The organism is Micromonospora sp. NPDC023966 (assembly GCF_040639095.1).
In the GTDB taxonomy this organism is placed as follows: domain Bacteria; phylum Actinomycetota; class Actinomycetes; order Mycobacteriales; family Micromonosporaceae; genus Micromonospora.
In genome coordinates, this window is record NZ_JBEZZJ010000035.1 from 1 (window position 1) to 23,446 (window position 23,446).

Genomic DNA, 23,446 nt, shown 5'->3' on the forward strand with positions numbered 1-23,446 from the left:
TTCTCGGGGCTGCGCCCCGCCCCCGGCGGGGGGGGGGCCCCGGGCCGGGGGGGCGCCCCCCCCCCCCACCGGCGAGGAGTCAGGGGGTGGGGGTGCCGGTGTAGGCGGCGGTGACCCGCTTGCCGGCGGCGCGGGCCTCGTCCGCGGGGGTGCCGGCGGCGATGCTCGCCTCGGTCCAGCGGTCGCTGGCCTCCGTCATGAAGCGGCGGCCCTCGTCGGAGCCCACCCAGGCGGCGGCCTGGTCCGGGCTGACCCCGGCGCCGTCCGCCGCGAAGTGGGAGGCCAGGCCGAGCAGTGCCGAGTCCCAGCCGACGCCGACCGCGCCCGGGCCGTACTCGGCCCACCGCTCGTCTTCGACGTGCGCGACGTGCTCCAGCTCGAACCGGGTACGCCCGGCGCCGGCCTCGGTGAGCCGCACCTCGATCCAGCTCACCTCGCCGCCGAACTCCCAGGTCGCGGCGAAGCTGTGCGGCGGGTCGCAGCGTTCGACCGTGCCCCCGGCGTTGCCCTCCAGCTGGTAGCGCCCGCCGAGCTTCAGCTCGCCGGAGATCGGCAGGAACCAGCGGGGGATCCGCTCGGCGCTGGTGCAGGCGTCCCAGACGTCCTCCACCGGCGCGTCGTAGGTCTGGCTGACGGTCATCACCCGCGCCTCGCCGGCGGGGAGCGTACGGCTGCCCAGCCGGCGCTCGACGGCGCTGATCTGCCCGGTCACGTCGATCATCAGGTGGTCCTCTCCTCGGATTCGCCCTCGCGCAGCCGCCGTTCCCGCCGGCCCCGGGCCAGTTCGGTGGCGAGCGCCGCCAGCGGCGGCGTCCAGAACCGGCGGAAGCCCGCCAGCCACTCGTCCATCTCGCGCAGCGGTCCTGGGTCCACCGCGTAGAGGCGGCGGGTGCCCTGGGCGCGCACGGTCGCGAAGCCGTGCTCCCGCAGCACCTTGAGGTGCTGCGACACGGCCGGCTGGCTGATGCCGAACTCCCGTTGCACGGTCGCGCTGAGCGCGCCGGCCGGCTGCTCACCCTCGGCGAGCAGCTCCAGGATCCGGCGACGGACCGGGTCCCCGAGAACGTCGAAGGCGTGCACGCCATCTTTCTATCAGACCCGACTTATATAAGCGAGATCTGAAACAAAGAAGATCTTGGAGAGTTCCCGTTCGAGAGGAACGGAAACTCTCCAAGATCCGCAAAGTGTCCTCAGCCGCCGAGGCGGGCGGCGACGGTGCTGCGCAGTTCCGGCAGCCGGTCGTGCAGCAGGCCGGGGCACTGGGTGTTGTTGAAGTCCTTGTGCCCGTAGATCTCCGTCGGCGGGATGCCGTACTGCTGGCAGGTAAAGGAGCAGAAAACCACCAGGCTGTTCCAGAGCGCCGCCGGGGGCTGCACGTCGAGATAGATGCCGTCGTTCTCGATGCCGATGGCCTGGCTGTTCTGCCCGACGCAGTGCGCGCCCTGCACCATGGTCTGCCCGTGCAGCAGCCCGTACAGGCTGCCGTGCCGGCCCTCGGTGAGATAGCCGCCGCGGCTGTTGGTGAAGTGCTGCCCGGAGTCGAGCCAGCCGTTGGTGTCCATGTGCAGGTTCTGAATGTCCCGCGAGTTCCGATAGGCCTGCGCGAGGCTGTAGTCGGTGGTGTTCGGGAACGCGGTGTGGTGAATGATGATCTTGTTGGGCCGGCTCTGCACCACGCTCACCGCCGACGAGGGCGGGCGGGCGCCCCAGGTCGCGCAGTTGGCGATGGTCGGCTGGTCGATCCGGGTGGCGACGGCCCGGGCGTCGCGGCCGGCGCCGAACTGGGTCAGCGCCGTGGCACCGGCGGCGGCGCCGAGCAGGACCGCGCCGCGCAGCACGGCCCGCCGGGGAACGGGGACGGACATGAGGGCCTCCTCGTCAGGGACGGACGCCGCCGGTGGCGGGGCGGCTGGTCCGGGGTCGGCCGGAGGCCGACCCGCCACCGGCGCCGGTCAGCAGGGTCCGTTGCAGGCCAGCACCTTGAGCCGGTCCAGGGTGCCGTTCCAGACGTTCTGGTCACCCGGGAAGACGCCCGAGGAGGCCCACTGCCAGAAGGAGTACGTCGGCCAGCCGGCCGGCAGGGTGCCGACGCTGCTGGAGTAGCGCGCAATCCACAGCGGGTTGTTCGCGGCGAACTGCGACGTGTTGCCGGTGCAGGTAGTCCACCAGTCGGTGGTGGTGTAGATGGTGGCCCACCGGCCGGTGCGCGCGTAGTACTGGTTGACGAACGAGGCGATCCAGCTGCGCATCGAGGCCTGGCTCAACCCGTAGCAGGTGGCGCCGTACGGGTTGTACTCGATGTCGAGCGCGCCGGGCAGGGTCCTGCCGTCCTTGGACCAGCCGCCGCCGTGGTCGACGAAGTAGTTGGCCTGGGTGGCGCCGCTCGTGGTGTCCGGCCGGGCGAAGTGGTACGACCCGCGGATCATCCCGACGTTGTAGGAGCCGTTGTACTGCTGGGCGAAGTACGGGTTGGTGTAGTACGTGCCCTCGGTCGCCTTCACGTACGCGAACCGGGCGCCGTTGCTCCAGGCGGCGGACCAGTTCACGTTGCCCTGGTGGCTGGAGACGTCCATGCCGGGCAGGCCGGCCGGCGCGGCGCTGGCGGGTGTCGCGCCGACGATGGCCGAGGCGGCCAGGGTGACGGTGGCGAGCAGGGCCGTGGCGGCCGTACGCAGCGCCGATCGCAGGGGACGGTTCATCTTTCCTCCCTGGGGGTTGGGGGAGTTTGACGAAAGGAACTGTCAGTATTAGGTCACAGGGCGGAGAAACTTTTCAATAGATGTATCTAAGATTTTCTCTGCCCGGCGGGGCGCCGGGAACTTTTCCGGCCGGCGTGTCGACACCGGCGTCCGCCGTTCGTATGAAGGGTGGAGGGGCGGCACCGGGCCGCTCCGGCGGGTGAGGAGAAGCGCGTGAGGCAGTACCTGATCAGCCTGTACCAGCCGGCCGGCGCCGACCGGCCGGACCCGGAGTTCCTGGCCGGGGTGATGCGCGAGGTCGAGGCCATCGGCCGGGACCTCCGGGAGGCCGGCTGCTGGGTGTTCGGCAACGGCCTGCACGCCCCGGAGACCGCCACCGTGCTGCGCCCGAAGGGCGACGAGGTGCTCGTGACGGACGGCCCCTACGTCGAGGGCAAGGAGTATCTGGGCGGGTTCACCATCATCACCGCACCCGACCTCGACGCGGCGCTCGACTGGGGCCGCCGGTACGCCCTGGCCACCACCCTGCCGGTGGAGGTGCGCCCGTTCCAGGGCGACGGATGACCGCGCCCAGCGACGTCGAACGGGCCTTCCGCGCGGAGTACGGCCGGGCGGTCGCCGTGCTGGTCCGCGTGCTCGGCGACATCGACCTCGCCGAGGAGGCGGTCCAGGAGGCGTTCGCCGCCGCGGTCGACCGGTGGGCCGTCGACGGCCCGCCGCCCAGCCCGGCCGGCTGGATCATCACCACCGCCCGGAACCGGGCGATCGACCGGCTGCGCCGCGAGGCGTCCCGCGCCGACCGGCACGCCCAGGCCGCCCTGCTGTACGCCCCCGAGCCGCCCGCCGAGGAGGGGCCCGTGCGCGACGACCGGCTCCGCCTCATCTTCACCTGCTGCCATCCGGCGCTCGCCGCGCCGGCCCGGGTCGCGCTGACCCTGCGCCTGCTCGGCGGCCTGAGCACCGCCGAGATCGCCCGGGCCTTCCTGGTGCCCGAGCCGACCATGGCGCAGCGCCTGGTCCGGGCCAAGGCGAAGATCCGGGACGCGGGCATCCCGTACCGGGTGCCCCGGGACGCCGACCTGCCGGATCGGCTGCGCGCCGTGCTGGCCGTGGTCTACCTGATCTTCACCGCGGGACACACCGCACCCGCGGGGGAGCGGCTGGTCCGCGACGAGCTGTGTGCCGAGGCGGTGCGGCTGGGCCGGCTGCTGGCCGAGCTGATGCCGGACGAGCCGGAGGTGCTCGGGCTGCTCGCGCTCATGCTGCTCACCGACGCGCGGCGGAGCGCCCGGACCGGGCCGGACGGCGCGCTGGTGCCGCTGGGCGCCCAGGACCGCGGCCGGTGGGACCGGGAGCTGATCGCCGAGGGGCAGGCCCTTATGCGGCGCTGCCTGCGGCGGAACCGGCCCGGTCCGTACCAGATCCAGGCCGCGATCAACGCGGTGCACAGCGACGCGGCGACCGCCGCGGACACCGACTGGCGGCAGGTCCTCGCCCTCTACGACCAGCTCCTGGCGCACGCCCCCGGGCCGGTGGCGGCGCTGAACCGGGCCGTCGCGCTGGCCGAGGTGGCCGGCCCGGCCGCCGCGCTCGCCGAGGTGGACCGGCTGGACCTGGCCGGCTACCACGTCCTGCACGCGGTCCGCGCCGATCTGCTGCGCCGCCTCGACCGGCCCGCCGATGCGGTGGCCGCGTACGACGCGGCGATCGCGCACACCGACAACGCCGCCGAACGGGAGTTCCTCCGCCGCTCCCGCGACCTGATGGGGAGCGACACGTGAACGCACCGGAGATCCTGGTCGACGGGCTCGCCTTCGGCGAGTCGCCCCGCTGGCACGACGGCCGGCTCTGGCTGGCCGACTGGGGCGCCGGGGAGGTGCTGACCGTCGACGCCGCGGGACGGACCGAGGTGGTCGCCCGGGTCGACGGGCTGCCGATCTGCTTCGACTGGCTGCCGGACGGGCGGCTGCTGGTGGTCGCCGGCAGCGCCGGGCGGCTGCTGCGCCGGGAGCCCGACGGCGCGCTGCGCATCCACGCCGACCTGGCGGCGCTCGTCCCGCACCCGTGGAACGAGGTGGTCACCGACGCCCGGGGCAACACCTACGTCAACACCATCGGCTTCGACTTCCCCGCCGGGGACTACGGGCCGGGGGCGGTGGCCCTGGTGACGCCGGACGGCGGCGCCCGGCTGGTCGCCGACGAGCTGGCCTTCCCCAACGGCATGGTGCTCACCCCGGACGGGCGCACCCTGATCGTCGCCGAGTCGTACGCCGGCCGGCTCACCGCGTACGACGTGGCCGCCGACGGGGCGCTCGGCGGCCGGCGGGTCTGGGCGGCGGTGCCGGACTCCGCGCCGGACGGCATCTGCCTCGACGCGGACGGCGCCGTCTGGTACGGCGACGTGCCGAACCGGTGCGCCGTCCGGGTCGCCGAGGGCGGGCGGGTGTTCGACCGGGTCGACCTGGACCGGGGCTGCTTCGCCTGCGCGCTCGGCGGTCCGGACGGGCGCACCCTCCACCTCGTCACCACACAGTGGAGCCAGGCGGCGCTCTCCGGCGGGCCGCGCACCGGCCAGGTGCGGGCCCTGCGGGCACCTGCCCCGGCTGCCGGCTGAGCAGGGCGGACGCCGCGCGGCGGGGGCTACTCCGCGCGGGCGCCGGAATCGTGATCGCGTCGATATCGACGGGGCCCGCGGGAGGCATTGACGAAACCTCGGCGAAAAGTACACTCCCGGTGTAATAAGTTCCCCGCTTCGCCCGAGCCGCACCGCGCACCCCCGACGCCGCGTCCTCTCCCGAGGTGAAGATGAGCCCACCCCCCACCCCCGTGGACGGCATCGACCTGGCGCTGCACGGCGTCGGCGTCCGGTTTGGCGGGCTGGTCGCCCTCGACGACGTCTCGCTGCGGGTCCCGCCGGGCCGGATCGTCGGCGTGATCGGCCCCAACGGTGCCGGGAAGACCACCCTGTTCAACGTGGTCTGCGGCTTCGTCCCGCCGACCAGCGGATCGCTCACTTTGGACGGTCGGCCGTTCCGGCCCCGCCCGCACCGGCTGACCCGGCTCGGCATCGCCCGGACGCTCCAGGGCGTCGGCCTGTTCCCGGGGCTCACCGTGCTGGAGAACGTGGTGGCCGGCGCCAGCCACGCGGCCCGGGCCGGCTTCGCGGCCGCCCTGTTCGGCCTGCCGCGCAGCGACCGCGACGAGCGGCGGCTGCGCCGGGAGGCCCTCGACCTCCTCGCCGAGCTGGGTGTCGCGGCGCACGCCGGCGCGGCCCCGCTGACCCTGCCGTACGCGGTGCGCAAGCGGGTCGCCCTGGCCCGCGCCCTGATCGCCCGGCCCCGGCTGCTCCTGCTCGACGAGCCGGCCGGCGGGCTGAGCGCCGACGATGTCGACGAGCTGGGCGAGCTGGTCCGCACGCTGCCCGAGCGGGCCGGCGGGGCCTGCTCGGTGATGCTCGTCGAGCACCACATGGACCTGGTCATGTCCGTCTGCCAGGAGCTGGTGGTGCTCGACTTCGGCCGGGTCATCGCGGCCGGCACCCCGGACCAGGTCCGCGACGATCCGCTGGTCACCGAGGCCTACCTCGGCGCCGACGTGCCGGCCGAGGCGGCGGGGGCCGGATCGTGAGCGCGGTGCTGGAGGTCGAGGCGGTCAGCGCCGGCTACGGGCCGGTGCCGGTGCTGCGGGACGTGACGTTCGAGGTGCCCGCCGGGACCATCGCCGCCGTGCTCGGCGCCAACGGGGCCGGCAAGACCACGCTGCTGCGTACCCTGTCCGGCCTGCTCCGGCCCACCGGCGGCCGGATCCGCTTCGACGGCGACGACCTGCGCGGCGTCCGCGTCGAACGGCTGGTCCGGCGCGGCCTGGCGCACGTGCCCGAGGGGCGGGGCGTGGTGGCCGAGCTGACCGTGGAGGAGAACCTGCGCCTCGGCGGGCTCTGGCGGAGCGACCGGGCCGACGCCCGCCGGGCGCAGGACGAGGTGTACGACCTGTTCCCGGCCCTGGCCCGCCGCCGGCGGCACGCCGGGCACCAGCTCTCCGGCGGCGAGCGGCAGATGCTCGCCCTCGGCCGGGCGCTGATCGCCCGCCCCCGGCTGCTGCTGCTCGACGAGCCCTCGCTCGGCCTGGCCCCCAAGGTGACCGCGCAGATCATGGCGCTGCTGCGCCGGCTCTGCGACGAGCGGGGGCTGACCGTCCTGCTGGTCGAGCAGAACGTGCGCAGCGCCCTCTCGGTCGCCGACCAGGGCGTGGTGATGTCGCTGGGCCGGGTGGTGACCGCCGCGCCCGCGGGCCGGCTGCGCGACGACGACCAGCTCCGGCACGCGTACCTCGGGTTCTGACGGCCCGGCGAGCAGGAAGGATCCGCGATTGGACCGGTTCTTGTTCCTCACCTTCGGCGGGCTGTCCACGGGCGCGGTCTACGCCGCGTTCGCCCTGGCCCTGGTGCTCATCTGGCGGGCCGCCCGGCTGGTCAACTTCGCCCAGGGCGCGATGGCCGTGGCCACCGCGTACGTCGGCTACGCGGTGGCCTCCGCGACCGGCTCCTATTGGCTGGGCCTGGGCGCCGCCGTGCTGGCCGGCCTGCTGCTGGGCGCGCTGGTGGAACGGGTGCTGATGCGCTTCGTCGGGCACGCCAACCCGCTCAACGAGGTGATCGTCGCGCTGGGCCTGGTGCTGCTCATCCAGGCGGTGCTCGGCATGGTCTTCGGCAACGGCTACCGGCCGGCCGCGGCCCCGTTCGACACCGACGCGCTCACCCTCGGCGGGGTCGCCGCGCTCTCCCCGTACGACCTGTGGGTGCTCGGCGCGGTGCTGGTGGTCGTGGTGCTGCTGGCGCTGCTGTTCACCCGCACGCCGATCGGCCTGCGGATGCGGGCCGCCGCGTTCGCCCCCGAGGTGTCCCGGCTGCTCGGCGTCGACGTCAGCCGGATGCTCACCCTCGGCTGGGCGCTGGCCGCCGCGGTCGGCGCGCTCGCCGGGATGCTGGTCGTCCCCACCGGGCTGGGGCTGCACCCGCACGCCATGGACCTGGTCTTCGTGGTCGCGTTCACCGCCGCCGTGGTCGGCGGCCTGGACAGCCCGGCCGGTGCGGTGGTCGGCGGCCTGCTGGTCGGCCTGATCCTCTCGTACGTCACCGGCTACCTGGGCCCGGACACCACCCCGCTGGCCGTCCTGGTGCTGCTGCTGGCCGTCCTCCTGGTCCGCCCCGGCGGGCTCTTCTCCAGCGCGAGAGCGAGGCACGTGTGACCGCCACCCGCCCCTCCGCCCGGTCCGGGGTGGACCGGCCCGCCGGGCCGTCCGCGCTGCGGCGGCTGCTGCCCGGCGCGCCCGCCACCGCCGGCCCGCGCGGGTCCACCCTGCTGCGCCACCTGGCCGGCGCGGTGCTCGCCGGCACCCTGGTCGTGCTGCTCACCAATCAGCTCGCGCCGTACCAGAACCTCCAGGTGGCCCGGGTCTGCGCGTTCCTCTGCGTCACCGCCGGCTACACCGTGCTGGTCGGGCTCAACGGCCAGCTCTCCCTCGGGCACGGCGCGCTGATGGCCACCGGCGCCTACACCGTGGCCCTGATGCAGCAGGCGTTCGAGGAGCGGGGGGTGCAGGGGCGGTGGATCCTGCCGCTGTCGCTGCTGGCCGCCGTCGCGGTGACCGCGCTGGCCGGGCTGGTCATCGGGCTCGCGGCGGCCCGGCTGCGCGGGCCGTACCTGGCCGGCGTGACCCTGGCGGTGGCGACGCTGGTGCCGGCCATCAGCACGATCTTCACCGAGGTGTTCAACGGCGAGCAGGGGCTGCGCTTCCCGGCGGAGACCCCGCCGGCGTTCCTCGGCGCGTACTTCCAGCCGGAACGGTGGCTGGCCTGGATCGCGCTGCTCGCCGCGCTGCTGACCGTGCTGCTCCTGGCCAACCTGGTGCGCAGCCGGTTCGGCCGGTCGCTGCGCGCCGTGCGGGACGACGAGGTGGCCGCCCGGCTCGCCGGCATCCACGTCGCCCGCACCCAGGTGCTCGCCTTCGTGGTCAGCGCCGGCTGCGCCGGCCTCGGCGGCGGCGTGTACGCGGTGCTCACCGCGACCGTCGCGCCGGGCAAGTTCCCCCTCGAGCTGTCGCTGTTCCTGCTCATGGCGATCGTGATCGGCGGGCTGGGCAGCCTCGCCGGCGCGGTCTGGGGCGCGGTGCTGCTGGTCGCGCTCCAGGACCTGCCGAGCCTGCTCACCGAGACCTTCAGCCTGCCGTCCGGCCTGGCCCAGCGGCTGGAGGGCAACCTCGCGCTGGCCGTGTTCGGCCTGATCCTCATCGTCGTCATGCTCGTCGCCCCGGGCGGCCTGCACGGCGCCTTCCGTACCCTCGCCGCCCGGCTGCGGGCCCGCCGCCGCGCGCCGGAGCACTGAGCCACCCCGGTTCCACCCACCCGTTCGCACCGCCGCACCGGAATGGAGAACCATGCGTCCCACCACCCGCCGCATACTCGCGGCCGCCACCGGCCTCGCCCTGCTGGCCGCCGTGCCGGCCTGCGCCGACGACCAGAAGCAGGCCGCCGAGAACGTCCCCGGTGTCACCGACACCGAGATCGTCATCGGCACCCACCAGCCGCTCACCGGTCCCGCCGCGCCCGGCTACTCGAAGATCTCCGCCGCCACCAAGGCGTACTTCGAGCACGTCAACAGCAAGGGCGGGGTGAACGGCCGGAAGATCGTCTACAAGGTCATGGACGACGGCTACAACCCCGCCAACACCGAGAACGTGGTCCGCAAGCTGGTGCTCGACGACAAGGTCTTCGCGCTCCTCGGCGGGCTGGGCACCCCCACCCACACCAACGTGCTGGAGTTCGTCAAGACGCAGAAGGTGCCCGACCTCTTCGTCTCCTCGGGCAGCCGGAACTGGAACCAGCCCGACAAATACCCGACCACCTTCGGCTGGCAGCCCGACTACACCGTCGAGGGCAAGATCCTCGCCACCTGGGTCAAGCAGCAGTTCCCCGGCGCCAAGGTCTGCCACTTCGGGCAGAACGACGACTTCGGCCGCGACTCGCTGGCCGGGGTGGAGAAGATCCTCGGCCCGGTGGCGGCGAAGCAGACCTACACCACCACCAACCAGCAGGTCGGGCCGGCGATCGGGGCGCTCAAGGCGGCCGGCTGCCAGGTGGTCATCTCGGCGAGCATCCCGGGCTTCACGGCACTGGCCATGGGGCAGGCCGCCGGGCAGGGGTTCCGGGCGCAGTGGGTGGTGTCCAACGTGGGCGCCGACTACACCACGCTCTCCACCCAGCTCGGCGACAAGAAGGTGATCCTCGAGGGCATGGTCGCCGACAACTACCTGCCGATGGTGGGCGACACGGCCAACCCCTGGATCCAGGAGTTCACCAAGATCCACCAGCAGTACAACTCGGCCAACCCGATCGACGGCAACGCGATCTACGGCTACTCGATGGCCTACACCTTCGTGCAGGCGCTGCTCGCCGCCGGCAAGGACCCGACCCGGGAGAAGCTGGTCGAGGCCGTGCGCAAGGGCGGCTTCCGGGGGCCCGGGCTCACCCCGTTCCGCTACAGCGACGACGTGCACGCCGGCTACAGCGGGGTGCGGCTGAACAAGGTCCAGAACGGCGCCCAGGCGTACTTCGGCCCGACGTACACCACCGACGACGCCGACGCCGCGGTCACCGAGTTCACCGAGCCGCCGACCACGCCGCCGGCGAACGCCATCCCGACCACCTGACCACCGCCCGCGGGCCGGGCGGCCGTCACCGCAGTGACGGCCGCCCGGTGGCGCGCACGTAGAGTGCAGCATTCCGGCGCGACGCCACCGGGGCGGGCGGGTCGCGTCGGCCAGGAGCCACGCACAGGGGGCAGTCGCATGATCGAGGTGGACGCCGAGGTGCCGGCGCGGGTGGACGGCCGATCGGCGCGGGCCGAGCGGACCCGCGCGGCCATCGTCGAGGCGCACCTGGCGCTCATCGACGAGGGCGACCTGCGGCCCACCGGGGAGCGGATCGCCGAGCGCGCCGGGGTGTCCCTGCGCACCCTGTGGACCAACTTCAAGGACATGGAGACCCTGTTCGCGGCGACCGGGCAGCGGGTCGACGAGCGGCTGGACGCGCTCTGGCGGCCGATCCCGCCGGAGCTGCCGCTCACCCGGCGGATCGCGGAGTTCTGCGACCAGCGGGCCCGGATGCTGGAGGTGCTGGCGCCCTCGGCGCGCGCCTCGGCGCTGCGGGAACCGTTCTCGCCGCAGCTGCGGCGCAACCGCGAGGCGGCCATCGCCCGGGTCCGCCACGAGATCGAGCTGGTCTTCGAGCCGGAGCTGGCGCACGCGGGGGAGGGGCGCGAGCAGTTGCTGGACGCGCTGACCGTCGCCTGCACCTGGGCGGCCTGGGCGATGATGCGCGACGCCATGGACCTCGACGTGGCGGCGGCCCGGGCCACCCTGGCCCGCACCATCGGCGCGCTGCTCGTCGACGCCATCGCCGCCGGCCTGCGCTGAGCCCCCGGGTCGGCCTTCTCAGTCGTCGCGCAGCCGGCGCAGAATCCGGGTCAGCTCGGCCCGGTCCGCCGGATCCAGGGCGCCGAAGAAGCGTTCCGCCTCGGCCGCCCGGGCCACCCGGATGGCCTTGCCGACCCGGCCGCCCTCCTCCGTCGGCGCGACCAGGGTGGCCCGCCGGTCGACCGGGTCGGGCCGCCGCTCGACCAGCCCGCGTTCCTCCAGCCCGTCGACCACCTCGGTGGCGGAGCGAGGCGCGATGCCCAGGTGCTCGGCCAGCGCGCTGAGCCGGACCGCGCCGTGCCGCATGAGCACGGCGAGCGCCCGGGCCTGCCCCGGGTTGATCTCCCAGGGTTCGAGGGTGCGCTTGGACTGGTGGCGCAGCCGCCGGGCGACCGCCCAGAACGTCTCGGCCAGGGTCTCCTCGTCGCTGCCGGTCACCGGAATACGGTAGCAGCACATCTTGTTGTTCCCTCATGATGAGGTAACCTCAGCAATGTCCCCGACGAGAGAGAGCACCCCCTTGGACGGATTCCGTGACGGCCGCGGCGGCGGCCGAACCAGCGTGACCCCCGCCGAGAAGACGCAGGCCCGCCAGGTGTCCCTGCGCCGGATCGGCGGCCTCTTCACCGCCCACCGCGGCCCGCTCGCCGCCGTGGTGGCGATCATCATGGCGTCGTCCGTGATCGCGATGGCGTCGCCGTTCCTGCTGCGTACCGTGATCGACCGGGCCCTCCCGGAGCGCGACCTGACCCTGCTGGCCTGGCTGGTCGCGGGCATGGTCGCGGTGGCCGCGGTGACCGCCGTGCTCGGCGTGGCGCAGGCCTGGATCTCCACCCGCGTGGGGCAGGAGGTCATGCACCGGCTGCGCACCGACGTCTTCACCCACCTCCAGCGCCAGTCGATCGGCTTCTTCGTCCGCACCCGCACCGGTGAGGTCCAGTCGCGGATCACCAACGACATCGGCGGCATGCAGGCCGTGGTCACCTCCACGGCCACCTCGATCGCCGCCAACCTCACCACCGTGGTCGCCACCGTGATCGCCATGGTCGCGCTGAGCTGGCGGCTCACCCTCGTCTCGGTGGTCGTGCTGCCGCCCGCCATCTGGCTGACCCGGCGCGTGGCCCGGCTGCGCCGCGAGATCACCGCCCGCCGCCAGCGCGAACTGGCCGACCTCAACGTCACCATCGAGGAGGGCCTGTCGATCAGCGGGGTGCAGCTGGCCAAGACCCTCGGGGCGGCCGCGACCCTGGTCGACCGGTTCACCGCCTCCTCGGCCCGCCTGGTCGACCTGGAGCTCCGCTCGGAGCTGGCCGGCCGCTGGCGGATGGCCTCGATGACGGTGATCTTCGCGGCCATCCCGGCCGTCATCTACCTCGGAGCCGGCCTGCCCGGCACCGCCGGCACGCTCACCATCGGCACCCTGGTCGCCTTCACCGCCCTCCAGGGCAACCTGTTCCGGCCGCTCATGGCCCTGCTCAACGTCGGCGTCTCGCTGACCGCCTCGATGGCGCTGTTCGCCCGGATCTTCGAATACCTGGACCTGCCCGTCGAGGTGGCCGACCCGGCGCGGCCGGTGACCCTCGACCCCGCCCGGGTCCGCGGCCACCTGCGCTTCTCCGACGTCACCTTCAGCTACCCGGGCAGCGACACCGCCGCGGTGGCCGGCGTGAGCCTGGACGTCCCGGCCGGCACCAGCCTGGCCCTCGTGGGCGAGACCGGCTCCGGCAAGAGCACTCTCGCCGCGCTGATCAGCCGGCTCCACGACCCCGACGCCGGCCGGATCACCATCGACGGCGTCGACCTGCGCGACCTGCGCCTGGCCGACCTGGCCGCCGTCGTGGGCGTGGTCAGTCAGGAGACCTACCTGCTGCACGCCACCGTGCGGGACAACCTCCGGTACGCCCGCCCGGACGCCACCGACGCCGAGATCGAGGCCGCCGCCCGCGCCGCGCAGATCCACGACCTGATCGCCGCGCTCCCCGACGGGTACGACACCGTGGTCGGCTCCCGCGGCCACCGGTTCTCCGGCGGCGAGAAACAGCGCCTGGCCATCGCCCGCACGCTGCTACGCGACCCGCGGATCCTGGTGCTCGACGAGGCGACCAGCGCGCTGGACACCGAGACCGAGCGAGCGGTGCAGCGGGCCTTCGACGAGCTGGCCCGGGGCCGCACCGTGATCACCATCGCGCACCGCCTCTCCACCGTCCGCGACGCAGACCAGATCGCCGTGCTCGACCACGGCCGTATCGTCGAGTCCGGCACCCACGACACCCTGCTGGACCGTCGCGGCCGCTACGCCGCCCTGGCCGCCTGACCCACCGTCGAGAAACCTGATCTGCAAGACGTGATTTCCATGTCCACGATGGCTAGAGTGGCGCGATGCAGGACGGAGTGCAGGCCCAGGTGCCGGTGCTGTACGTCGCCGACGCCGACGCCGCAGGGCGGTTCTACGCGCACTTCGGCTACACGGAGCAGCGCTTCGGGAGCGACGGCGACTCCCGCTGGTCCTACCTCCGGTGCGGGGAGCTGACGCTGCTGCTGGCCGCGGTGAAGCCGCGCCTGGTCACCGTCGAACTGCCGCTGCTCCTCTACCTCTACGTCGGTGACCTCGCCGCGACGACCGACCGCCTCATCGCCGCCGGGTACGCCGTCGAGCGGGTCGGCCACCCCGAGCACGCCCCCGGTGGCGAGTGCCGGGTGACCGACCCCGACGGCAACACCGTGCTGTACGGGCAGCGCCGCGGCGTGCCCGCGCAGGCCCGGGCCGCCCGCACCGGCGCCGAGGCCCGGTTCTCCCTGATTCGCGAGGCCGCCGAGGCGGTCGGCCGACGCGGCGGCGCCCCCGCCCGCTGCCAGATCGGCAGCCCGCGGGGCGAGCCCTGTCCGGAACCGGCCGAGGTGAAGCTCGCCGACTCGTGGGGCGACACGGTCTGGGGCTGCCTGGCCCACACCGACGAGGCCCTGCTCAACGCCCGGGGCGCGTTCCTGGCCACCGACGACGCGATGGGGCTGGCCGCTTTCCTGGCCGCCCGTCACCCCCAGCCGGACGCCACCGCGCAGAGCTGAGCCGCCTGGCTGCGCTGCAGCAATATCCGATCGGCGCTGCTGTTTCCGGACTCCGGGCCCAGCCGCATCGGTGGCGGAGTTGGTCGCGGGCGAGGTCGGGACCAGATCCCTCAGCGGAGGACGACACACCACCGCTGAAGTCTTCGGTCGTACGGGAGCCCCGTCCGTGGCGCCCGGTGTAGGAAACCTTTGTTCAGGCATTCAAGCCTGTAGCTATTTACCTTGCCGGAGGTCGCCAACAGCATCGATCCACATCGCTGATCGTGAAAAGGGGGATCGATGTCCGTATCGTTCGCCGCCGCCCGGTGGCGCGTCCTCGCGCTGCTCACGGTTGCCGTCGTCGTCGGCGCGCTGGTCGGGGTGCAACCCGCGCAGGCCGCGCGGCCGGGCTTCCGGATGCCGTTCCTGTGCGGCCAGACGTGGCAAGGCAACAACTGGAACGGGCACAGCCCGGCCCACTCCATCGACTGGAACCACTACGACGCGAACGGCAACCCCGACGATTTCGGCCGTCGGGTAGTCGCCAGCGCCGGCGGCACCGTGCTGGAGTCGTACTACTCGACCACCACCGGATACGGCCACACCATCGTCATCGGGCACGGCGACGGCTGGCGCACCCGGTACGCTCACCTCAGCGAGCGCCTGGTCGCCGAGGGCGACACCGTGAACCAGGGCACCGTCATCGGCAAGGTCGGCGCCTCGTCGGCGAAGTACGACCTCAGCCCGCACCTGCACTACGAGCAGATCCACGACGGCAGCGTCGTCGTCTCGGTCGTCCAGGGCGTCACCTGGTCCGACTACCTCAAGCGCAACCAGACCAGCACCAACAACTGCTGACCCGCCGGCTCAGGCGTCGGGCGGCCCTGGGGCGTCCGCATCGCCCGGTGCCGGCGTGGTCTCGCCCGGCTGTGCCGGCGCCGGCCGCTGCCCGGGCGCGGGACGTGGCGGACGCGGGACGGGCGGCGGCGGGAAGGGTTCGAGCGGGGTGAACTGCTCAACCGGTGAGTCCGGCCGGGGGCCCCGCCGGCGCGGCTCGGGCGGACGCCGCCGCGCGCCGCCCGCACCGGTGTCCCGCGGGTGATCGGCACGAGGCGGATTCGCCGCGCCGCCCGCGCCGGTGTCCCGCGGGTGCTCGGCACGAGGCGGATCCGGCGGGCCGGATGCCGGCGCGGCGCCCGCGTCCTGCCCCGCCGCCGGGCGGCGTCCGGGCTGTTCCTCGGCGTACTCGGCGCGCCGGCGGTCGAGGTCACGCCGCCACTCCAAGGCGATGCGCTCGTCCCAGTACGGCTGGAGCAGCTTGCGGACCGCTTCGTCCAGGTGCACGGACACGTCCGGCTCGCAGGTGAACGTGTACCCGCCGCGGTCGTAGTCCCAGGGGAGGGCGTCGGCGCCGGTCATCGCCTCGTCCAGCGCGAGGGCGAACGCCCGGGGGTGATCCGGCGGGATCTCCGCGGCGCACCGGACCGCGATGCGCCGCAGCCGCTGCATCGCCTGGGGCTGGAGCTGGTCGACGTACCAGCCGAAGAGTTCCGGCCGCGCGTCGTCGGAGGACCAGGTGAAGCTGGCGCGGACGACGAAGTGGTAGACGTGTCCCTGCGCCGGCACCCGCAGGGTTGGCGCCACCCGCCGGTCGACGAGCGTCACGGGCGAGGAGTCCGCCTCCGACCAGCGCAGCTGGTGCAGCACGGGCCGGACCGCCGTCCACAACCACTTCGCCCCGCGCCGCATGGCCGCCCAGAGATTCCGCGAGTGGGCGAGCCACCACTCCCAGCGATCTCGCGCCGGCTCCGGGCGATCCGGGAACCGCCCGTTCGCCGGGGTTTCGCCGGCCGCCGGGCGGGTGTCGTCCGTCTCGCGGTCGTGGTCGCCGGGCGTCCCGGTCATCGCACCCCTCTCCGGTCGAGCAGCCGCGCGTCGTCCGGCCGTACGGGTGCGCGGCCGGTGCGGTCGGGTGAGGGGTAGACGGAGAGCCCGTCGGCGCTTCCGTCGTCCCACGCTAACAAGTCGCCACGGCGGTGGACGGCAGCCGCGCGGGCGGCGGGATCGGGGTCGAGGATCGCGCCTCCGACCTGGCGGCACCGGGGCGCGGGTCGAGTGGGCCTAGGATCTCCGTCATGCAGGAAGGCCGGTGGACGACGATCACTCCGTCGCAGTTCACGCACGAGCGGGAGGCGCTCGCACACGTCCAGGCGTTGCTGCCGGACAGCGAGCCCTACCGGGCGTGGTCGAACTTTACCTTCACCGCCCAGACCGGCCACCCCTACGAGGTCGACCTGCTGGTAGCGGGACCGGGCGGCCTCTACCTGATCGAGATCAAGAGCCTGACCGGTCGGCTGATCTCCAGCGGCTCCAACTGGATCCTGCACAACCCCGGCGGTACGCGGACCTTCGACAACCCGCTGCACCTCGCCGACGCCAAGGCCAAGAAGCTGAAGTCCCTGCTCCAGGTCGCCGCCAACCAGCGCAAGGGACCGCCGGTCAAGATCCCGTTCGTCCAGGCTGCCGTGTTCCTGTCCAAGCCGGGCCTGAGGATCGAGCTTTCCGACCACCACCTGCACGGCATCCACGGTCCCGAGCCGGCACCCGGGCATCAACCCGGCAAGCTGCCCACCATCACGTCACTGCTGACGCGGCCGCCGCAGGACGAGAAGCACCGGGTCACCAAGGAGTTGTCCTCGGCCCTGCCCAACCTGCTCGAGGCTGTCGGCATCGCGCGTAGCCGCAAGCAATACGAGGTCGGGTCATGGCAGCTGGAGCCCCGACCTTTCGACCTGGGCCCCACCTGGCAGGACCACCACGCCCGCCACCGCGACCTGGAACGGGAACGCCGCCGCATCCGCATCTACCTCGTGGAGCGGAACGCCGTGCAGGCCGAGCGGGCGAGCATCGAGCGGGCGGCCAAGCGGGAGATGACGGTCCTGCACGGCGTCAACCACCCGGGCATCGTGCGGGTCGATTCGATGGAGTCGCACGAGGCCGGGCCGGCGTTGATCTTCCGCCACGATCCCCGGTCGATGCGGCTGGACCACTACATCGCCCAGTACGGCGACAAGCTGGAACCGCTCAGCCGACTGGCGATGATCCGCCAGCTCGCGGAGGCGGTCGCGTACGCACACGGCCGCCGGCTGCACCACCGCGCTCTCTCCGCCCGCAGCGTCCTGGTCACCCCGGGGCCGAAGCGCCGTGGCGGCAGCGAAGAGGAGGCGTGGCTGGTCCCGCAACTGCAGCTCAGCGACTGGCAGACCGCCACCCGCGCCGCCGACTCGGCGGGACGTGCTGCTCGGCGCCGACCCGCCGGTCGCGCTGACCAGCCGTGCGGCCAACCGGCTGACCGGTCTGCGCGAGGAGTTCGCCTCGGTGGTTCATCCCGGCGGCACGTTGGTGGTCCGGGACGGTGACGGCGACGTGCGGTGGTGGACCTTTGCCGGCTTCCGCGCCAACGCCACGTTGATCTCCACCCTCAGCGAGTTGGCCGACCCGACCCAGCGCTACGACGACGCCTCAATCCGGCTGCGCCCTGACCTGGACCGCGAGATGGTGGGCAGAGCGGTGGCGGACGCCGCCGGCCGGATCTGCCAGCCGGACGTCAACGAGAAGGCACTGGAAGGACTGAAGTTCAGCGCCGCCCTGCCGCACCATCTGGCAGCTGCCACCTTGGCCACGCGACTGGCCGACGTGCCCGCGTCGCAGGCGGTGCTCGCCGAGCCGGTGCGCACGGCCTATCTGGCTTAGTGCAGCACGGGAGCGAGCGTCCAATGGGCCGACCCCACGACCTGAATCCGCGAGCGTGAGATGACGCTTCAGTTGGGCGGGGGAGTCTGGGACAAACCGGTCGCGAGGGCGACGACCAGCATCATCAGGATCGCTTCGCTGCCGAGCAGCAGCAGAACATCCCTCCCGCTCGCATCGACGCCCGGGCGGACCACCCGCCGCCGCTGAAGTGCGCCGAGGGCGATGAGCCCGGCCAGACCGGCCGACTTGAGCAGGACGAGCGCGCCGTAGCCGTTCGTCAGCAACTGATCGAACGAGTGGAGTTCCTGCAGAGCGGCGAGCATCCCGGAAACCGCCAGCACGACGACGCACGCCAGGGCAAGCGTGGAGTACCTCGGCAACACCGCCGCCCAGGCGGCACGATTCCGCAGCGCGAGCCAACCCAGAGCAAGCAACCCGCCCACCCACAATGACGCCGCGACGACGTGAGCGACGAGAGCGGCCTGAGCGACCAGCGGCGAGTCCGCCGTCAAGGTGTGACCCGTGAGCGGACCGGGGACTAGCGCGACGAGGGCGGACGGTAGGGCCAGTCGCGGCGACCATTTCGCCGTCACGGCCGCCACGCAAGCGAGCGCCGCCTCGGCGAGCAACGCGCGAACCTGCACCGAATCGAGCAGTCCTCGCAGGTCACCTGCCATCGCGCGGAAGCGAACGGCGAGGAGGAAGACGCTCAGCAGGCAGAGGGCGGCCCAGAGCAGCGCGCCCAGGACGTTGATGCGACGTGCCGGCGCCCGCACGGGCGTGGTCGGCGCATGCCGCGGGGAGATGCCATTGAGCAGCCCGAAGCCCACGGTTACCAGCGCGGTGATGGTGACGGGGTACGGCACCATGACCAGCGCCCAATCCACCACCGGACCGGCGCTGTCGAGACCGATCGGTGAGGGTTGGGGGGCCCCGCCACCGAGTAGCAGGGCCAGGGCGAGAGCGAACAGTCCCGCCGTCGCGCTCCCCGCGAGGAGACCGACGGGCGGACGGGCGGTCCTGGTGTCAGCCGAGGAAACCATTGCGCACCAAACGCTTGACGTCGAGCAGCGCGACACCGAGGGCGGCGACCAGACCGATCACGAGTACGACGGTGGCGAGAGGCGGGTGGCTCTGCTCGGCGTCTCGACCGGCCGCCGGTGTCACGACGTCGGTTGCGGGGATGACAGGGCTGGGGGACAGCGTGAACCGCACGGTACCGGCAAGGCGCTGTCCCTTACTCGACCTGGCCTGGTAGCTCATGGTGTACGTGCCGGCCGCTGGACCGACCGTTGCATCCAGGGGGCAGAGGAGAGTCGCGTCGACGATGGAGATGTCGTCTGTGCAGACCTCTACGCCATTGGGTCCGGTGACCCTGACCTCGGCGGGTTGCGCGATCACCTCGTTGAAGTTCAGCACTGCGACCTCGGGGAGCCGTCCCACTTCGCTGCCGTTGTCCGGCAAGGAGGACGCCAGGTTGGCGTTCGCCGCGTCTCCGCCGATCGGGGGCTCGTTCGTCCCGGTTCCGACACCGGGAGCGAGGGTGAACCTCACCGTTCCGGACAGGGGATGGCCGTCGGTGGAGGTCACCTGGTAGCTGATGGTGTACCTGCCAGCCGGCGCCTCCCCGGTCGTCGCGAGAGGGCGGGACAGGCTCGCCTTGCGCAGGCTGACCTTCCCGGTCGACCGGATCGACCCGTCGGGTCCGGTGACGGTGAGGGCGACGGGCTGCGCCACCGCCTCGCTGAAGGTCAGCTTCACGGCCTCGGGCAGGTGTTCCAGTTTGGCGTTCATGTGTGGTGACGATGAGACGAGCCTGGTGTGTGCCGCCGCCTCGCCCGCGCCGACGAGTTGTAGGGCGATGGCGCTCACGAGAATCGCCAACACGAGTGACCCAACCTGCCGTGATCGCTGGGCGGTCCTCATGGGTCGCATGCTAGGGGAGATCCTTGGGCGCCGGAAGACGTCAGCTCATGTCGAGTCCTCGATGTGCTGACGGCGTTTGCGCCGCTCAGCGGCCACGTGATTGCCGCTCACGGACGACGTTCGACCGTTCGAGGAAGAACTACTACCGCTTACCGACCGTTCCCTGCCGCTGAACGATGACGTCGTTGACCTTCGATTCCTGCACGACGAGTGTCAATTGTCACACGTTCCCGCAGACGGGAAGGGAGTCCCAGCCAATGGCCCACGATGTCCAGACCCCCGCCGGAGACGAACGACAGCAGCATTCGGAGGAAGCCGGCCCGGGAGGCAGGTCGGTCCACGTCAGTCGGCGAGCAGTCCTCGTCGGTGCCGGTGGGGTCGCTGCTTCTCTGGCCGTAGGCCCTGCACTCGCCCGCCAACTCGGCGTCGACGAGGCAGAAGCGGCCGCCACTGGCAGATCCGGCACGCTGACGCTCAGCGAAGGATCGATGATCCAGCTGACTGTGTCACCAGACGGCAACACCATCATGATGAACCTGCTCGGCATGCTCTGGACGCTGCCGGCCGAAGGCGGTGTCGCAACCAAGGTCACCGGCCTGGACACCGACCCGGCCTACCCGAGCTGGTCACCCGCCGGCGACAGCATCACCTTCCAGTCCTACATCGGTGGCACGTACCACATCTGGACCATGAAGCCCGACGGATCTCAGCTGCGCCAGCTGACGTCGGGAGGCTGGGACGACCGAGAACCCGTCTACTCGCCAGATGGCCGGCAGATCGCCTTCTCGTCCGACCGTGGTGGTGGCCAGTACAACATCTGGGTTCTCGACGTCGCCAGCGGCACCGTACGCCAACTGACCAACGCCGCCACCGGCGCCTCGAACTACTTCCCGACCTGGTCCCCGGACGGTTCGGAGATCGCGTACGTCGAGAGTGCGTCGGGGAGCCAGCTGATCAAAGCGATGGCCTCGTCGGGGCAGGGCGTCCCCCGCGTCCTCCAGGCGCACACCTCGGGCACGATCTACTGCCCGACCTGGTCACCGGACGGCGCATCCATTGCGTACGTCCTGCAAGGAGGGCCGCCGCCCAACGAGCACCACCCGGACAAGCCGTCACTGCCGAGTCTCCTGGTGAACGGCACACCGGTCACCGACAAGGAGGACGTGTTCACTTTCCGGCCGCAGTGGCTGGGGAACACCACGCTGCTGTACGCGGCGGACGGTAAGCTCCGCAAGCGCGACCTCACCAACAGAGGGCTGCACGAGGTCCCCTTCACCGCGGCGGTGAGCTTTAACCGTCCCGCCTACCAGAAGCGGCAGTACAACTTCGAGGACTCAACCCAGCAGGCGGTGAAGGGCATCGCCAACCCGGTCCTCTCGCCTGACGGAACCACCGTGGCGTTCGTCGCGCTGAACCAGTTGTGGACCATGCAGCTCGGCCGCAAGCCCGTCAAGGTGACCGACGACGTCTACTACAAGGCGACGCCGTTCTGGTCGCCCGACGGGAGGTACCTCGCCTACTCATCCGACAAGAACGGACCGGAAGCGATCTACATCCGGGACATGAGCACCGGTCAGGAGCGCAAGCTGACCCGTCCGTTCAGCGGCTCGCAGGTGCGCGGCGCGTGGTCGCCCGACGGCAGCAAGATCTCGTTCCTGTCGGCGACGACGGGTTCGGGAAACGCCTCCACCTACGTGGCCGAGGTCGCCACCGGTGAGATCCGGGAGGTCCTCACGCCACTGTTCGAGCCGGGGCGGCCGACGTGGGGTCCGGACAGCAAGGTGCTGGCGCTCGCCTCCTGGGAGGCGTACTCCAACCGGTATCGGGAGGGGCAGAACCTCATCCTGACGGTGGACGTCACCACCGGCGCCAAGCAGACCCACAACCCCTACCCGTGGAACTCCATCAGCAATCGCAAGGGCGACGACGGTCCGGCCTGGTCCCCCGACGGCAAGCTCATGGCGTACGTGCTCGACGGCGTGCTGTGGGTTCTGCCCGTCGACTCCCGTGGCCGCCCGACGGGCGAGCAGCGGCAGGTGACAGAGGAGAACGCGGACGCCGTGAGCTGGTCCGGGGACTCGCGCACGCTGCTGTACCTGTCGGACGGCAGGCTACGCAAGGTGCCGGTAGCCGGCGGCGAACCGACGACGGTCCCGGTGGACCTGACGTGGAAGCGGGACCTGCCCACGGGCGTCCAGGTCGTCCAGGCGGGGGCGCTCTGGGACGGCATGAGCCAAACCCTGCGCAGGAACGTCGACATCGTTGTCGAGGGCAACCGCATCGTCAGCGTCGATAAACGGCAGCCACGAGAGCGCTACGGGGCCGGGGCCACGTTCGTGGACGCGTCCGACCTCACCGTGATGCCCGGGCTCTTCGAAGCGCACGGGCACGAGCAGATGGACCAGCCGTACGTGGGGGGCCGGAAGGGCCGGTTCATGCTGGCGATGGGTATCACCAGCGTGATGGGCATGGGCGACCCGGCGTACGAGGCCCTGGAGCAGAGCGAGTCAGAGCTGTCCGGAGTGCGTCTCACGCCCCGCTACTTCTGGGCGGCCGAGAGCATCGACGGCGAGCGGGTCAACTACGACTTCATGCGGGTCACCGCGAACGAGAAGTCACTGCAACGCCAGGTAGAGCGCATCAAGGCACTGCGACCCAACATCCTCAAGACGTACGTGCGCTTGCGCAACGACTGGCAGGCGAAGGCGATCCAGGCCGGACACGAAATCGGAATTCCCTCCTTCTCCCACTACGTCTGGCCTGCCGCGGCCAACGGTCAGGACTCCTGCTCCCACTACGCGACCCAACGGCTGGGATACCAGCTTCCGGTGTCCGCGTCGAACAGGGCGTACGAGGACACGATCCAGCTGCACGCGAAGTCCGGAATGGCGGTCGAACTCACGCGGGGCACCGCCGCGATGGTCGGTACGTACCCGGGCTGGATGCAGGATCAGCGGACACGGAAGCTGCTCAATCCCTGGCAGTACACCGCCATGCAGAGCCAGTACGACACGGAGCTGACAACCACCGAGGAAGCGTCCATCAGCCAGTTCGTCCAGAACCACGCAAGGATCCTCCGCGCCGGAGGCACGGTCCTCGGCGGCACCGACGAGCCCCTCGGGCTCAACGTGTGGGGCCTGCAGCCCACGCTCGCCGGCTTCGTGCAGTGGGGCTTCACGCCGTACGAGGCACTGCTGACGGTGACGGCTCTGCCAGCCAAGGTATTGGGTCTGGAGTCGGACCTGGGAACCGTACAGAAGGGACGACTGGCGGACCTCAGCTTCGTTCAGGGCAACCCGTTGCAGGACGTCCACAGCGCCGCCAACGTTCAGATGGTCATGAAGAACGGCCGGCTCTACACCAGGGATGAGCTGATCGGGCCGTACTCGGAGGTCGACCTGAACGGCTGAGGCCACGCAGGCTGGCTGGATGCGTAGGTCGAAAGCGTCGGGCAGCAGGGACGGGCGAAGGGTGTTGATGATCCGTCGGCAACGGCGGCGATCAGCACCCTTCGGCCGTGTCGGACGTCCGGACGCCGGCGACATCCCGAC

The 23,446-nt window shown here is 72.0% G+C and carries 23 protein-coding genes; 15 read left to right on the forward strand and 8 right to left on the reverse strand.

All coding sequences use genetic code 11. The annotated features are described in order from the left end of the window. Nucleotides 1-79: 79 nt before the first annotated feature. The 4 genes from AB0F68_RS29130 to AB0F68_RS29145 form a co-directional block, all read right to left on the reverse strand. Complete coding sequence (locus AB0F68_RS29130; RefSeq protein ID WP_357343984.1) at nucleotides 80-721, reverse strand: SRPBCC family protein; 642 nt, start codon at nucleotides 719-721, stop codon at nucleotides 80-82. Next, nucleotides 721-1,080: a metalloregulator ArsR/SmtB family transcription factor gene (locus AB0F68_RS29135; RefSeq protein WP_357343986.1), complete on the reverse strand. Its 360-nt coding sequence runs from the start codon at nucleotides 1,078-1,080 to the stop codon at nucleotides 721-723. Before AB0F68_RS29135 ends, AB0F68_RS29130 begins: the two co-directional genes overlap by 1 nt. A gap of 110 nt (nucleotides 1,081-1,190) precedes the next feature. Next, nucleotides 1,191-1,865 (reverse strand): peptidoglycan recognition family protein, encoded by a 675-nt coding sequence (locus AB0F68_RS29140; protein WP_357343989.1) that lies wholly within the window; start codon nucleotides 1,863-1,865, stop codon nucleotides 1,191-1,193. Between the two features lie 87 nt (nucleotides 1,866-1,952). Further along, a complete protein-coding gene (locus AB0F68_RS29145) occupies nucleotides 1,953-2,699 on the reverse strand; it encodes a lysozyme (RefSeq protein WP_357343991.1) in 747 nt (248 codons plus the stop codon). A 213-nt stretch (nucleotides 2,700-2,912) separates the two neighbouring features. Here AB0F68_RS29145 and AB0F68_RS29150 point away from each other — a divergent pair, with 213 nt between their 5' ends. The 9 genes from AB0F68_RS29150 to AB0F68_RS29190 all read left to right on the forward strand — a co-directional run bounded on the left by AB0F68_RS29150 (nucleotide 2,913) and on the right by AB0F68_RS29190 (nucleotide 11,171). Beyond that, the gene (locus AB0F68_RS29150; protein WP_357343993.1) at nucleotides 2,913-3,263 is read left to right on the forward strand and encodes a YciI family protein; all 351 of its coding nucleotides are present in this window, start codon (nucleotides 2,913-2,915) and stop codon (nucleotides 3,261-3,263) included. Continuing rightward, nucleotides 3,260-4,480: a sigma-70 family RNA polymerase sigma factor gene (locus AB0F68_RS29155; protein WP_357343995.1), complete on the forward strand. Its 1,221-nt coding sequence runs from the start codon at nucleotides 3,260-3,262 to the stop codon at nucleotides 4,478-4,480. Before AB0F68_RS29150 ends, AB0F68_RS29155 begins: the two co-directional genes overlap by 4 nt. Further along, nucleotides 4,477-5,313: an SMP-30/gluconolactonase/LRE family protein gene (locus AB0F68_RS29160; RefSeq protein WP_357343997.1), complete on the forward strand. Its 837-nt coding sequence runs from the start codon at nucleotides 4,477-4,479 to the stop codon at nucleotides 5,311-5,313. The genes AB0F68_RS29155 and AB0F68_RS29160 overlap by 4 nt, the downstream gene beginning before the upstream one ends. 191 nt (nucleotides 5,314-5,504) lie before the next feature. Then, nucleotides 5,505-6,326, forward strand: coding sequence for an ABC transporter ATP-binding protein (locus AB0F68_RS29165; protein WP_357343999.1), 822 nt, complete (start codon nucleotides 5,505-5,507; stop codon nucleotides 6,324-6,326). Further along, entirely contained in the window at nucleotides 6,323-7,039 is a 717-nt protein-coding gene (locus AB0F68_RS29170) for an ABC transporter ATP-binding protein (protein ID WP_357344001.1), read from the forward strand. The genes AB0F68_RS29165 and AB0F68_RS29170 overlap by 4 nt, the downstream gene beginning before the upstream one ends. Nucleotides 7,040-7,067: 28 nt before the next feature. After that, nucleotides 7,068-7,946, forward strand: a complete 879-nt coding sequence (locus tag AB0F68_RS29175; RefSeq protein WP_357344003.1) for a branched-chain amino acid ABC transporter permease — start codon at nucleotides 7,068-7,070, stop codon at nucleotides 7,944-7,946. After that, entirely contained in the window at nucleotides 7,943-9,082 is a 1,140-nt protein-coding gene (locus tag AB0F68_RS29180) for a branched-chain amino acid ABC transporter permease (protein WP_357344005.1), read from the forward strand. The genes AB0F68_RS29175 and AB0F68_RS29180 overlap by 4 nt, the downstream gene beginning before the upstream one ends. Nucleotides 9,083-9,134: 52 nt before the next feature. Then, nucleotides 9,135-10,406: an ABC transporter substrate-binding protein gene (locus tag AB0F68_RS29185; RefSeq protein ID WP_357344007.1), complete on the forward strand. Its 1,272-nt coding sequence runs from the start codon at nucleotides 9,135-9,137 to the stop codon at nucleotides 10,404-10,406. Nucleotides 10,407-10,544: 138 nt separating this feature from the next. Continuing rightward, on the forward strand, nucleotides 10,545-11,171 hold the full coding sequence (locus tag AB0F68_RS29190; protein ID WP_357344009.1) for a TetR/AcrR family transcriptional regulator: 627 nt from the start codon (nucleotides 10,545-10,547) through the stop codon (nucleotides 11,169-11,171). 18 nt (nucleotides 11,172-11,189) lie between these two features. Here the strand turns inward: AB0F68_RS29190 and AB0F68_RS29195 are convergent, their stop codons facing one another. Continuing rightward, a complete protein-coding gene (locus AB0F68_RS29195; RefSeq protein ID WP_357344011.1) occupies nucleotides 11,190-11,609 on the reverse strand; it encodes a MarR family transcriptional regulator in 420 nt (139 codons plus the stop codon). Between the two features lie 55 nt (nucleotides 11,610-11,664). On the opposite strand from AB0F68_RS29195, the gene AB0F68_RS29200 reads away from it, so the two are divergent. The 3 genes from AB0F68_RS29200 (at nucleotide 11,665) to AB0F68_RS29210 (ending at nucleotide 15,074) form a co-directional block, all read left to right on the forward strand. Then, a complete protein-coding gene (locus tag AB0F68_RS29200) occupies nucleotides 11,665-13,485 on the forward strand; it encodes an ABC transporter ATP-binding protein (RefSeq protein ID WP_357344013.1) in 1,821 nt (606 codons plus the stop codon). Between the two features lie 65 nt (nucleotides 13,486-13,550). Continuing rightward, the gene (locus AB0F68_RS29205) at nucleotides 13,551-14,237 is read left to right on the forward strand and encodes a VOC family protein (protein WP_357344015.1); all 687 of its coding nucleotides are present in this window, start codon (nucleotides 13,551-13,553) and stop codon (nucleotides 14,235-14,237) included. A gap of 279 nt (nucleotides 14,238-14,516) precedes the next feature. Beyond that, nucleotides 14,517-15,074: a M23 family metallopeptidase gene (locus AB0F68_RS29210; protein WP_357344017.1), complete on the forward strand. Its 558-nt coding sequence runs from the start codon at nucleotides 14,517-14,519 to the stop codon at nucleotides 15,072-15,074. 9 nt (nucleotides 15,075-15,083) lie between these two features. Here the strand turns inward: AB0F68_RS29210 and AB0F68_RS29215 are convergent, their stop codons facing one another. Beyond that, nucleotides 15,084-16,121 carry a hypothetical protein gene (locus tag AB0F68_RS29215; protein WP_357344019.1) on the reverse strand — a complete coding sequence of 346 codons (1,038 nt, stop codon included), beginning with the start codon at nucleotides 16,119-16,121 and terminating at the stop codon, nucleotides 15,084-15,086. Between the two features lie 230 nt (nucleotides 16,122-16,351). On the opposite strand from AB0F68_RS29215, the gene AB0F68_RS29220 reads away from it, so the two are divergent. Both AB0F68_RS29220 and AB0F68_RS29225 read left to right on the forward strand, forming a co-directional pair. After that, the gene (locus tag AB0F68_RS29220) at nucleotides 16,352-17,635 is read left to right on the forward strand and encodes an NERD domain-containing protein (protein WP_357344021.1); all 1,284 of its coding nucleotides are present in this window, start codon (nucleotides 16,352-16,354) and stop codon (nucleotides 17,633-17,635) included. Beyond that, nucleotides 17,595-17,969 (forward strand): hypothetical protein, encoded by a 375-nt coding sequence (locus tag AB0F68_RS29225; protein WP_357344023.1) that lies wholly within the window; start codon nucleotides 17,595-17,597, stop codon nucleotides 17,967-17,969. The genes AB0F68_RS29220 and AB0F68_RS29225 overlap by 41 nt, the downstream gene beginning before the upstream one ends. 68 nt (nucleotides 17,970-18,037) lie before the next feature. Here AB0F68_RS29225 and AB0F68_RS29230 read toward each other — a convergent pair whose 3' ends face one another. Both AB0F68_RS29230 and AB0F68_RS29235 read right to left on the reverse strand, forming a co-directional pair. Beyond that, nucleotides 18,038-18,856, reverse strand: a complete 819-nt coding sequence (locus AB0F68_RS29230) for a CopD family protein (protein ID WP_357344025.1) — start codon at nucleotides 18,854-18,856, stop codon at nucleotides 18,038-18,040. Nucleotides 18,857-18,995: 139 nt separating this feature from the next. Beyond that, nucleotides 18,996-19,895: a copper resistance protein CopC gene (locus AB0F68_RS29235; RefSeq protein WP_357344027.1), complete on the reverse strand. Its 900-nt coding sequence runs from the start codon at nucleotides 19,893-19,895 to the stop codon at nucleotides 18,996-18,998. 257 nt (nucleotides 19,896-20,152) lie between these two features. Here AB0F68_RS29235 and AB0F68_RS29240 point away from each other — a divergent pair, with 257 nt between their 5' ends. After that, complete coding sequence (locus AB0F68_RS29240) at nucleotides 20,153-23,305, forward strand: amidohydrolase family protein (RefSeq protein WP_357344028.1); 3,153 nt, start codon at nucleotides 20,153-20,155, stop codon at nucleotides 23,303-23,305. Nucleotides 23,306-23,446 lie beyond the last annotated feature (141 nt).